The 11882-nt window shown below is 65.4% G+C and carries 12 protein-coding genes; 6 read left to right on the top strand and 6 right to left on the bottom strand.

What is annotated here, in order from left to right; genetic code table 11:
* Window positions 1-744 carry a GntR family transcriptional regulator gene (locus VGT77_RS01940; RefSeq protein WP_327459041.1) on the top strand — a complete coding sequence of 248 codons (744 nt, stop codon included), beginning with the start codon at window positions 1-3 and terminating at the stop codon, window positions 742-744.
* On the opposite strand, the gene VGT77_RS01935 is transcribed toward VGT77_RS01940, so the two are convergent.
* Genes VGT77_RS01935 through VGT77_RS01910 form a run of 6 tightly spaced genes read right to left on the bottom strand, consistent with a single transcriptional unit; the run spans window position 741 to window position 6235 of the window.
* Window positions 741-1814 carry a CoA transferase gene (locus tag VGT77_RS01935; protein ID WP_327459039.1) on the bottom strand — a complete coding sequence of 358 codons (1074 nt, stop codon included), beginning with the start codon at window positions 1812-1814 and terminating at the stop codon, window positions 741-743. The genes VGT77_RS01940 and VGT77_RS01935 overlap by 4 nt on opposite strands.
* A complete protein-coding gene (locus VGT77_RS01930; protein WP_327459037.1) occupies window positions 1814-3007 on the bottom strand; it encodes a CoA transferase in 1194 nt (397 codons plus the stop codon). Before VGT77_RS01930 ends, VGT77_RS01935 begins: the two co-directional genes overlap by 1 nt.
* Window positions 3004-4182 carry an acyl-CoA dehydrogenase family protein gene (locus VGT77_RS01925; protein ID WP_327459035.1) on the bottom strand — a complete coding sequence of 393 codons (1179 nt, stop codon included), beginning with the start codon at window positions 4180-4182 and terminating at the stop codon, window positions 3004-3006. Before VGT77_RS01925 ends, VGT77_RS01930 begins: the two co-directional genes overlap by 4 nt.
* Window positions 4183-4184: 2 nt before the next feature.
* Entirely contained in the window at window positions 4185-4694 is a 510-nt protein-coding gene (locus VGT77_RS01920; protein ID WP_327459033.1) for a MaoC family dehydratase, read from the bottom strand.
* A complete protein-coding gene (locus VGT77_RS01915) occupies window positions 4687-5517 on the bottom strand; it encodes a CoA ester lyase (RefSeq protein WP_327459031.1) in 831 nt (276 codons plus the stop codon). Before VGT77_RS01915 ends, VGT77_RS01920 begins: the two co-directional genes overlap by 8 nt.
* Before the next feature lie 43 nt (window positions 5518-5560).
* Window positions 5561-6235: a hypothetical protein gene (locus VGT77_RS01910; RefSeq protein WP_327459029.1), complete on the bottom strand. Its 675-nt coding sequence runs from the start codon at window positions 6233-6235 to the stop codon at window positions 5561-5563.
* Window positions 6236-6366: 131 nt separating this feature from the next.
* On the opposite strand from VGT77_RS01910, the gene VGT77_RS01905 reads away from it, so the two are divergent.
* The 5 genes from VGT77_RS01905 to VGT77_RS01885 all read left to right on the top strand — a co-directional run.
* On the top strand, window positions 6367-8943 hold the full coding sequence (locus VGT77_RS01905; RefSeq protein WP_327459027.1) for a TonB-dependent receptor: 2577 nt from the start codon (window positions 6367-6369) through the stop codon (window positions 8941-8943).
* Window positions 8944-9163: 220 nt separating this feature from the next.
* Complete coding sequence (locus VGT77_RS01900) at window positions 9164-9613, top strand: VOC family protein (RefSeq protein ID WP_327459025.1); 450 nt, start codon at window positions 9164-9166, stop codon at window positions 9611-9613.
* On the top strand, window positions 9610-10326 hold the full coding sequence (locus tag VGT77_RS01895; protein WP_327459023.1) for a hypothetical protein: 717 nt from the start codon (window positions 9610-9612) through the stop codon (window positions 10324-10326). The genes VGT77_RS01900 and VGT77_RS01895 overlap by 4 nt, the downstream gene beginning before the upstream one ends.
* Window positions 10323-11555, top strand: a complete 1233-nt coding sequence (locus VGT77_RS01890) for an MFS transporter (protein ID WP_327459021.1) — start codon at window positions 10323-10325, stop codon at window positions 11553-11555. The genes VGT77_RS01895 and VGT77_RS01890 overlap by 4 nt, the downstream gene beginning before the upstream one ends.
* Window positions 11555-11882 (top strand): FAD-binding oxidoreductase (locus VGT77_RS01885; protein ID WP_327459019.1); only part of this gene is annotated, 328 nt, incomplete at its 3' end. The genes VGT77_RS01890 and VGT77_RS01885, both read left to right, overlap by 1 nt.

Genomic DNA, 11882 nt, shown 5'->3' with positions numbered 1-11882 from the left:
TTGGCGCGTCTCGACCCGGAGTCCCGGAAACCGCGTTACCAGCAGCTGGCCGACGATTTGCGCGCGGCGATCGTGCGGGGCGACTTTCCGGCGGACGGCTTTCCAACGGAGCATGAGCTTTGCGCCCGCTACTCTGTCAGCCGGTTCACGGTGCGGGAGGCCTTGCGCGCGCTGCAGAGCGAAGGCCTGATCGCCCGCAAGCGCGGTTCGGGAACGATCATCCAGCCGGCGACCGCGCGGGGCGGCGCGCTGCACCAGCCGCTGTCCAACGTCGGCGAGCTGCTTCAATATGCCCGCGATACCCGCATCGACTTCACCCGCATGCCCGATGCAGCGGTGCCCAAGAAGATCGCCGAGCAACTGCCGCAGCCGCCGGAAGGCCGCTGGACGCATTTCCGGGGCTGCCGCGTCAGCCAGTCGGCGGGCGCACCGATCGCGCTGACAGACGCCTTCATCCATCCGGAGCTGAAGCAGGCGGCGGACCAGGTGGATATTACCGGGGCGACGATCTTCCGGCAGCTGGAACAGCTTGCCGGGCTCCGCATAGCCACGGTGACGCAGGACATCCAGGCCGTGCCCGCGACCGCCGAGATCGCGCATGAGCTGAAGATCGCGCGCCGCTCCCCCTGCCTGCGCATCCTGCGCTGCTACATCGATTCGACCGGCCGCCTGTTCGAGATATCGGCGAGCCACCATCCTGGCGACCGCTTTGCCTATGCGATGCACATCGACGTCGATGGCTAGCATCCGCCGAGCTCCGGCGCTTCGCTAGGCCGCCAATCCGCCGTCCGTATCGCGGGGGCGATGTGGTGCGCGCCTTCATGCTCGACCAGCAGCCCCCGTTCTGCGACGTGCGGCTGGTCGAGCGCCTCGCGGAAATCGAGCACGGGGGAAAAGGCGACGTCCTTGTCCGCGAACCAGGCGACCCATTCCTCACGGGTCTTGGCAGCGAATGTCTGGCGGAGGAAGTCGATCAGCTCGCCCTGCTCACCCGCGGGCGCCAGACCGGCCGGAATCAACTCCTCTCGGCCAAGCGCCGTCAGCAAATTGCGGACGAATTTCTCCTCGCGCCCGCCGAGCGCGACATGGCGGCCATCCGCCGTTTCATAGATTTGGTAGAAGGCGGCGCCGCCCAAGGATCGCTGATTGTCCGACAGCGGAGTTTCGCCGCCCATGATCGCGCTGCCGGCGATATGCGCGCTCCAGGGCAGCAGGCTGTCGAACATGGCGATATCGAGATAGTCTCCCCGCCCCGTCCGCTGTGCCTGGATCAGCGCCATCAGCACGGCCGAGAGCGCCGTCAGCCCGGCGGCGGCATCGGCAGCGGGAACGCCAGGCACCACCGGCGCTCCGCCCGGTGCATTGTTGACGGACAGGAATCCGGCGAGCGCCTGAACCGCCAGATCGTGAGCCGGGTGATGCGCGAGGGCGCCGGTCTGGCCGAAGGCGGAGATGGAGCAATAGACGATCCGCGGATTGCGCGCGGCGACCTCGTCATAGCCGAACCCGAGACGCCCTATAGCCCCGGGCCGAAAGCCTTCAACGAACACGTTCGCCCCGGCGATCTCCTGCCAGAGCCGCTCCCTCCCCGCATCGGTCTTGAGGTCGAGCGCAAGACTCCGTTTGCCCCGGTTGAGGTTGCGGAACCAGACGCTATGGCCGGCCTCGAACGGCGCCTGGTCGCGCGCCGGGTCGCCGGCGGGCGGCTCGATCTTCAGCACATCGGCCCCCTGATCGGCCATCATCAGCGTCATCATCGGGCCGGGCAGAAACACGGTCAGATCGACCACCCTGATGCCACTGAGCCTGCCCATCAGATCGCGCCCGCGGCCCTCAGCCCGGCAATGTCCTCGGCCGCATAACCCGCCTCGCGCAGCACCTGGTCCGTGTCGGCGCCGAGCAGGGGCGCGGCCCGGTTGGGCAGCCGCTGGCCGTCAAGGCGAATGGGATTGTTGAGCACGCGCAGGTCCGCCCGGTCGGGGTGCGCGACAGTCCCGAGCATGCGGGTCGCGGCGAGATAGGGATTGTCGATCGCCTGCGCGACATCGAACACCGGCGCGACGGGCACATGGCCTTTCAGCAGGTCGAGCCAATGCCGGGTAGGTCTTGCGAGAAAGATTTCGTCCAGCAGGACAGTCAGGGCAGCACGGTTGGCGAGGCGGTCTGCGGGGGTGGCAAACCGGGGATCGGTCGCCAGATCGGGCCGCCCGATCCGGTCGCACAGGATTGTCCAGAACTTCGGCAGCTGAGCCATGACGAACATCCAGCCGTCGCCGGTGCGGAACATCTGGCTTGGCGTGACCGAAGGATGGGCGGAGCGCGGGGTGCGGCCGGTCACATCGCCCTCGTTCATATACCACATGGCCGGATAGCTCAGCTGGTGGAGCGCCGCCGACAGCAGGTCGATATCGACGTCCCGGCCACGCCCGCAGTCCTTCGCCTCAATCAAGGCGGAGAGAAGCCCGATAGTCATGATGGTGCCGGTGATGAAATCGACCATCGACAGGCCCATCCGGGTCGGCTCTGCGTCCGGGTCTCCGGTCAGCGACAGATAGCCCGCCTCTGCCTGCATCAAATAGTCGTATCCCGGCCAGCGCGCCCGCTCATTGTCGCGGCCATAGGCGGACAGGTGAGCGCAGACGATCGCCGGATTGCTGACTGAAAGCCCGGCATAGGTGAGGCCAAGCCGGTCGGGAATGTCGCCGCGCAGGTTATTGACGACGGCATGAGCGTCCGCCGCCAGCCGGTGCAGCACCTGCTGCCCCTCGGCCTTGGTCAGGTCAAGCGTGATCGACCGTTTGTTGAGGTTGAAGGTCTGGAAATAGACGCTCTCCCCCGGCCGCAGGAAATGTGGCCCCACCGCCCGCGCCGTATCGCCAACACCCGGCGGCTCGATCTTGATCACCTCCGCCCCGAGCTGGGCCAGGAACATGGTGCCGTAAGGCCCCGCGCCATATTGCTCGGCGGAGAGGATCCGGTAGCCGGAAAGGGGGAGTTTCAAGCTCAAATGGCGTTCCGCTTCAGCCATTGCCTGGCGATGATGAGGCGCTGCATCTCGTTGGTGCCTTCGCCGATGCACATCAGCATGGAGTCGCGGTAAAAGCGTTCGATCTCGTATTCCTTGGAATAGGAGTAGCCGCCGAAGATACGCATCGCGGTCTGGCTGTTCTCGACGGCAGCCTCTGAAGCGAAATATTTGGCCATGCCGGCCTGCATGTCGCACCGCTCGCCGCGGTCATAGGCCTCCGCGGCGTCGAAGGTCAGCAGCCGCGCGGCGCGGGCCCGTGTCACCATCTCGCCCAGATAGAGCTGGATCGCTTGGTGCTCGGCGATTGGCTTGCCCATAGTCTGGCGGACCTGGGCATATTCCGTCGCAAGCCGCAGCGCCCCCTCGGCTAGCCCGACGCCGCGCGCAGCGACGTTGATGCGGCCGAGCTCCAGCCCGCCCGTCGCCTGAAAAAAGCCCTGCCCCTCGACCCCGCCGATCAGCTGATCGGCCGGGATGCGGTAATCCTCGAAGATCAGCTCGGCGCTGTCGATCGCGTGATAGCCGAGCTTCTCGAATTTCTTGCCGACCGTGAAGCCTGGCCCCTTGGGCGCGATCATCAGGCTCATGCCCTTATAGCGGGGGTCGGCCTTCGGGTCCGTCTTGACCAGCAGAGCGAAGCAGGAGCCCTGAATGCCGTTGGAGATCCAAGTCTTGGTACCGTTGATGACGTAATCGTCCCCGTCGCGGACGGCTGTGGTGCGGATCGCCTGCAGGTCGGTGCCGGCATTGGGTTCGGTGAGCGCAAGGCCGCCCCTGATCTCGCCGGTCGCGAACTTGGGCAGCCACTTGGCCTTTTGCGCCGTCGTCCCAAATCGCTCCACGGCGGCGGCCATGATCAAATGCGAGTTGAAGATGCCGGTGATCGCCATCCAGTAGGAAGCGATGTGCGCCACGATCTTGGCATAGGTGGTCGCCGGCAGGCCAAGCCCGCCATAATCCTGGCTGATCGTCGCGCCGAACAGGCCCATTTCGGCCATTTGCTGGACGAGCTCGGCCGGCCAGACATCGTCATGGTCGTATTTCATGACGACCGGGCGCACTTCCTTTTGCACCCATTTGTCGATTGCCTCGAGAAAGGCGGCTTCCTCGTCCGGGTCCATCGCAGGTCGGTAGGTTGAAGGAGCAGTGGCCATGATCAGTCGTCCATTGGGCCGAAGCCCTTTTTCCAGATCAGCATCGTGCGAAGAAAGGTGCAGCAGACGACGCCGTCCTGATTCTTGCCGATGGTGCGGATCGTCACCACGCCCTGTTCGGGCCGCGACTTCGACTCGCGCTTCTCGACCACTTCGCTCTCGGCGTAGAGCGTGTCGCCAGGAAAGAGGGGGTGGACCAGCTTGATGTCCTGCCAGCCAAGGTTCGCGACGGCCTTCTGGCTGACGTCCGACACGCTCATGCCGACCATGATCGCAACCGTCAGCGGCGAGCAGACAAGGGGCTTCTTGAACTCGGTCTTCGCGGCGAACGCATAGTCGAAGTGTGCCGGATGCGTGTTCATCGTCAGCAGCGTGAACCAGACATTGTCGGCATCGGTGATGGTGCGGCCGGGGCGATGCTCGTACACATCGCCTTCGACGAACTCCTCGAAATAGCGGCCGTAATTTTCGCGATAGCGGCGCGGCGCCACTTCGATCGAACCGTCACGCATGAGCTTGTTCCTGTTCCAGTATCCGGCGGTAGCGGCGCATGACCGGGGCTTCGAGCATGCGGCCGTTCCAGCGCACTGCCGCACCGCCCGCCGCCTGAAAAGCCGCTTCGGCGGCGCGCGCCTCGGCAATCTGTTCGGCCGAGGGGCGCAGCACGCGGTGAATGGTGGCGATCTGCTTGGGGTGTATGGCTGCCTTGGCGGTAAAGCCGAGCGCCTGGGCACGGCTCGTCTCCGCCGCCAGCCCTTCGTCATCGTCCAAGTGCAGATAAGGCACATCGATCGCGGGGATGCCGGCCTCTGCGCAGGCGAGTACGAAGATGCCCCGAGCCACCGCGAGCGGCTCCCAGGCGAGGTCCACACCCAACTCGGCCGACAAGTCGCCGCCGCCGAACATCATGGCGACGACACCGGGCACAGCGGCAATCTCGTGAGCGCGCCTGAGCCCGCGCGGAGTCTCGATCAGCGGCACAAGCCCCACGTCGAGCGCCGCGGCGGGAGCAATCTCCGCGGCGTCCTCGACCTTCGGCAGCAGCAGCAAAGCCGGCTTGCACGAAGCTGTGCCGAGGCAGTCGAGATCGGCCTGCCCGTGATCAGTGGACAGAGCGTTGATCCTGAGCGCAAGAGGGGTATCGCCGAGCGCGTCGAGGGCCGCGCGCCGGGCCTCTTCCTTCGCGTCGGGCGGCACTGCGTCCTCGAGATCGATACACGCCGCGTCCGCGCCTGACGCGAGTGCCGAGGAGAAGCGGTCGGGGCGGGAGCCAGGCACGAAGAGCAGGCTCTGCATCCGCGCCGCAAGCGCTCCACCCTCCGTTCCCCTGGTCATCGCCTGCATGATTTGTCCGGACAACTTTAGAAGTCAAGCGCGTTCAGAACGGCTTCACCGTGCCGAGCCAGGAGGTGGCGAGCAGCAATAGATAGACGCACCAGACCCAGATGCGGGTCCGATTCATCTGGCGGAGCAACGGCAGTTCGGTCGCGTCTGACGACCCCTCGGCGAGCAATCGTCCGAGCAGCGGGGCGACTGGCTTGAACGCCACGTCGATCATGATCGCCGCAGCGAAGATCAGTCCGAACAAAGTCGCCTTCCATGCCAGCCAGTCCGGCTCGATCGGCCGATCGGCAGTTAGCGACTGTAGCCCAAGCCAAAGGTAAAAGGCGGTCAGCAGATACTTCAGGATGTTCTCGATCCGGCGGTTGCGGGCGGCCCGGGGAGTCTGGTCATGCGCATGCGCGTCCCACACCAGCCACAGCCAGAAAGCGCCGACGATCCAGCTCGTCCAGACGAGCCAGTCCGGCACCTCCCACCAGCCGCCCGCCCAGGACAGGGTAATCGAGACCGGCACCATCAGCGCCCAGGCGGAGCGCGGAGTCATATCGACCAGCACCAGCAGCTTCAGCAGCGTAAGCCGCTGGTCGAGCGAATAGATCTGCCGCTTGCGGAAATGCTGGCCCAGCAGGAACACGCCTACATCGGCACCCAGCCACAGCACGAACAGCAGCACATGCACCCAGACGAGCGTGGGATAGCCGAGCCCTTCCATGCACACCTCCCTACCGGACAACGTCAAGCACGCTTGACAGCAGCCTTTGCTTTTCGGCAAAGTTGTCCGGACAAATCATAAAAGGGTCATCGAAACAAGGCCCCTCGCAGAACAACTCGGGAGGATCGACCATGCGGACCGTGCTGCTGAGATCGTCGGCTTGTCTGGCCCTGTGCCTTGCGTATCCGGCCTTCGCCCAGGACCAGCCGAGCCAGTCCGGCTCGGGACCGGCGGCGCCGCCGGCATCCCAGTCCCTAACCGACGATGGGAGCCAGATCGCCGACATCGTAGTGACCGCGCAGCGGCGCGAGGAAAGCGTGCAGGATGTGCCGATCGCGATCACCGCGCTGTCCTCGGCTCAGCTCGAGTCGCGCGGCATTTCGTCGACGCTGCAAATCGGCAACTTCGTTCCGAATCTCGTTGCGCAGAACAATACCGGCATCGGCTCGGCCAACAGCTACTTCCTCCGCGGCCTCGGCTCGACCGAGACGATCGCGACCTTCGATCCGCCGGTCGGCACCTATATCGACGACATCTACCTTTCCCGACAGAACGCCAACAACCTGTCGCTGTTTGACGTCGAACGAGTAGAGGTGCTGCGCGGGCCTCAGGGTACATTATTCGGCCGCAACACGACCGGCGGCGCGATCAACGTGATCATGCGCGAGCCCGGCAAGGAGTTCGGCGGCTTTGCCGAGATCGGCTATGGTCGTTTCGAAAAGATCGTCGCCCGTGCCTCGGTCGACCTGCCGCTGGCACCGACCTTCTCGGCTAAGGTCAGCGGCTATTTCCAAGACGACAAGGGCTACGCCAGGAACATCACCACCGGCGAGCGGCTGAACGACGACGACGGCTGGGGCGTCCGCCTCGACCTCAAGGGCGACATGGCCGACTGGGCGCGGTGGCGCGGCAGCTACACCCGCATCGTGTCCGAAGGCGAGAACATCCTCAACTTTGACTGCAATCCTGCCAACCCGACCGACTGCGGCGGCCGCTTCGTCACCACCGGCTATTCGGAAAAACGACTGCCGGCGCCGCGCTTCGGCAATCTGCTGGTCGCGCCGACTGTGCCGATCGCCATCACCGGTCGAAAGGCGACCTATGGGCTTGGCCAGAAGGCGGAAACCGATATCATCACGTCGAACCTGCAGTTCGATATCGGCGAGAACACGACCCTCTCGCTCATCACCGGCTATGTGAATCTGGGCCAGCAATTCGGCCTCGACTTCTTCGACGGGCGCGCAGGGCCGAGCGTCGCCAATCCGCGGCCGGCGGTGCGCGGCTTTCCGCAGGGCGGGTTCGTCATCCTGAACGACGGCACGCACCGGCAGTTCAGCCAGGAGATCAAGCTCGACGGCACGCTGGGCAACGGCTTCGTCGATTATGTCGCCGGCATCTTCTACATCGACGAGCGCAACCGCACCGACTTTGCCGACATTTTCGGCGTCGCGCCGAACCTCTCGCTCCTGCTCGCCGACCGCACGCTCAAGAACAAAACCGAGGCGATCGCGGGCTACGTCCAGGCCGACTTCAACGTCAGCGATCAGCTGAAGCTGACCGCGGGCGTGCGCTACACCGACGAGGAAAAGACCTTCAATATCCGCGACAATCGCGCCTCGTGCAACGATGGCACCATCGAGGCGAACTGCCTCGTCAGTCAGAACCTTGTTGCGCTGAACGGCACCCGTATCCCCGAGAAGCAGAGCGTCAGCATCTGGACGCCCCGTTTCGCGTTGAACTACAAGCCGAACGAGAATTTTCTGGCTTTCGCTTCGGCGACGCGCGGCTTCAAATCAGGCGGCTGGAACGCACGTGGCACGGCTGGCAACCAGCTGCTGCCCTTCGATCCCGAAAAGGTCTGGAGCTATGAAGTCGGCTTCAAGTCCGACTGGTTCGACCGCCGCTTCCGCGCAAACGTCACCGCGTTCTACCTCGACGTGACGGACCTGCAGATCATCGCCGGCCTGCTCAACCCGACCACCGGCGCGATCACCTTTCTGACGCGCAACTTTGCCGATTACCGCAACAAGGGCATCGAAGGCGAATTCACCTTCGTGCCCGTCGACCGGCTGAACCTTTATCTGAATGTCGGCTGGCAGGATGATAATTACCGCATTCCGCGGAATTCGCCCGCGACGGACGCTTACGGCATTCAGTCCGTATCCGCCCAGGTCGCCTCCTGCCTCGCGGCGCTAGCTGCGGGCCAAATCCCGAACGGCGCGAACACGGCACCGACCGGCACGCCGCCGAACAACGCGCCCGCCTGCGCAAACGGTGTGGTGACGGCGAACGGGACGATCGCGACCCCCGTCCGGACACCCAAATGGTCGCTCGCCCTGGGCGCGAGCTACGAGCTCCTGTTCGGCGACAGCGGCTGGTCGGTAACCCCGTCGGTCAACGCCAGCTACCGCTCGCGCCAGGAAGTGGCGATCGCCAACCTGACCATCCGTGACCAGCCGTCGAGCGGCGTCAACGGCAGCTTCACCGCCAATCCGTTCGGCAACGGCAACTACATCACGGGTTCGGCGACGCCTGCGACATGGCTGGTCAATGCCAGCATCGCGCTCACAGCGCCGAATGATCGCTGGCGCTTCACGCTCGAGTGCACCAACTGCTTCGACGAGGTCTACAACCAGTCGTCGCTCAGCAACTACAGCTACATTAACCCGCCAATGATGTGGATGGCCCGTGCCCGCTACAACTTCTGAGCCCGCTGTGAGCGGTCACTCACCCCGCTCGTCCCGAGCGGAGGCCGAAGGCCTTAGTCGAGGGGCGTGGTCCCTGGAGCAGGCGCCCCTCGACTTCGCTCGGGACGAGCGAAAAGAGCCCATCCACTCCCTATCGCGGCGGCAGCTGATCGCGGCTGCCGCGGTGGCGGGCGCGGCTTCCTCCCTTGCCGCGCCCGCTCACGCCGCCAACGATCTGGACGTGAGCCGCCTCGTGCGGACGGCGCTGTTCGTGTCCGACCTCGCCAAGGCCAAAGCCTTTTACAAGGACCTGCTGGGGCTCGATCAGATCGTATTCGAGGGACGGTTTGAGGGCGAAGTGCTTGGCCGGCTGATCGGATTGAAGGCGACTGACAAGGTCGATGCCTGCATCGTGAAGGCGGATGGCCCGGCATTCGGCATGATCGGGCTGTTCCAGGTCCAGGGCAGCCGCCCACGCGCAAGGAAGAAGCGTGGCACCGTCAGCATCGGCGAGGCGGTGCTGGTCTTCTACGCGCCGAAACTTGACCTGCTCACCGAACGGGTGCGCGCCGCCGGATGGGAGGTCGTCTGTCCACCGGTCAATCTGACGCCGCGTTTCCGGGAAATGACCTTCTACGGGCCCGACGATCAGCTGATCAACGTGATCGAACGCGACCACCGCAACGCATGAGCTACACCCCCCTCCCCGGCCGGACGGGCCGGATCGAGTATCGGAAGCGCGGCACCGGCGAGCTGTGGGGGCAGGACGAGATCCGCATCACGCGCGGAGCCGACGGACGGCGCGTCTTTGCCGCGCATTGCGAGATGCGGTTCGGCGAAGAGGAGGTGGTGCGCGACAGCGTCCTCTCGGTTCAGGCCGACTTCCACCCGCGCGACGCCTATGTCCGCATCATGCGTCAGGGGCGGCTGACGGGCACGGGTTGGTTCCTGTTCAGCGATACGGAAGCGACTTGCGAGAGCTGGACGGAGGCGGAAGGCCGCATATCGCAGCGCATGCCGATCAGGCGGCCGATCCGCGGCTTCGGCATTCACGCCGTGCAAGGTGATGGCTGGCTGGGCGCGACCTTCCCGTACGACAAGGGCCCCGGCCACGTGCAGTTCTTCGGGCGCAACCTGCTTCACTCGCTCCACCATTTCGGTGCGACCGGACCCTTCATCGTCACCAGCGAGAGCGGGCTGCGCTATGTCGGTCCGGAGACGGTGACCGTTCCCGCCGGCACCTTCGACTGCCACCGCATCGCCTTTGTCGGCCTCACCAACAACCATCCCGATTACGACATGTGGCTGACGCGCGACGGCGACTTCATCTATGTGAAGGGGGAGGTCGGCGGCTATATGGACTCGGTGTTCGAGCTGGCCGAGCTGAAAGGAGCGGCGCTGTGAGCGAGTTCGCACGGGGCTGGCGGCCACTTGCTGCGGCGTTGATCGGCGTCGCCTGCGGTGCCTCTCCCGTGCCGTTCAACGTGCTGCCGCTGGTGCTCGGGCCAGTGCATGTGGAGTTCGGCTGGGATTTTGCCCAGGCGGCTGCGGGCGTGACCATCTTCGGCATCATTGCCTCACTGCTTGCACCGGTGTTCGGCGGGCTGGCCGACCGGTTCGGGGTGCGGCCGGTCGCCATCGGATCGCTGCTCGCCTTTGCGCTCGTCTTTGCGAGCTTCTATCTGCTGCCGGGGAGTCTTGGCGGCTGGTATCTGTTCTGGGCGGTGCTGGGCGTGGTCGGCATCGGGTCGACGCCCGTCACCTGGAGCCGCGCGGTCAGCATGTGGTTCTCGAAAAACCGCGGCCTCGCGCTCGGCATCATGCTGCTCGGCACGAGCCTGTCGGCACTGATCGTGCCGCAGATCGCGCAGGCGGCGATTGCGCGCTTCGGCTGGCGCGCCGCATTCCCTGCGACCGCGCTGCTGCCCCTGCTCGTGGCGATCCCGCTGGCCCTGCTCTGGTTTCGTGAGCCGCGGCCGGAAGAACGCCCGGCCGGCGTGGCTGATGCCACGGGCCGGCTGACTGGCCTCACCATCGGCGAGGCATTGCGCGGCTATCGCTTCTGGGTGCTGCTCGCTTCCATCCTCGTCATCGCACTCGCTTACGGCGGGGCGCATATCCATATGGCGCAGATCGTCGGACTGCACGGCTTCTCGCCCGCCGTGGCGGCGAGCGTGCTGGGGGTCGTCGCGCTGGGCATATTGGCGGGGCGCATCATCGTCGGCCTGTTGTTCGACCGCTTTTGGGCGCCTGGAGTCGCAGCCCCCGCCATGCTGCTGCCGGCGGTCGCCTGCTTCCTGCTGATGGGCACCGCGCCAAACCTGCCGCAAGTGATGCTCGGCGGGTTTCTGCTCGGCTTCGCCGCGGGCGCGGAATCGGACGTGATCGCATTCCTCGCCGCCCGCTATTTCGGCATGGCGCATTACGGCAAGATTTACGGTGCGCTCTACATGCCCTTCGGCATCGGCTCGGCGATCAGCCCGATCGTCTACGGCATGGTGCGCGACAGGACCGGCACCTATGACCCGATGCTGATGGCCGCGATGCTGATGTTCGTGATCGGGGGAGCCTTGCTGCTGCTGCTCGGCCGCTATCCGGACGCGGCCCCAGATCTGAAGCCGCAGGTGGCGTGATGGCGGCGGTGCTGGAACGCGATCTGGCGGACCTGTTCCCGTCCGGCGCGCTCATCACCGGTCCCGCTGAATGCGCCTTCTACGCGCAGGATGTGCACAGCATAGGTCCACAGCCCTGCGCAGTGTTCCGCCCGGCGAACATCGACGAGTTGTCGCAGGGTTTGAAGGCAGCCGCGGCACGGGGCCTCGCGATCGTGCCTCGCGGCGGCGGGATGAGCTACACCAAGGGCTATGTCGCCCCGGAGGCCGGCGCGCTGATCGTCGATCTCGGACGGATGGATCGCATCCTCGACATCGATCCGATCGACATGCTGGTGACGGTCGAAG

It is taken from the genome of Sphingomonas sp. (assembly GCF_035944535.1).
GTDB lineage: Bacteria > Pseudomonadota > Alphaproteobacteria > Sphingomonadales > Sphingomonadaceae > Sphingomonas_B.
Note: the sequence above shows the minus strand (reverse complement) of the source record. Positions and strands in the feature narration are given on the sequence as shown.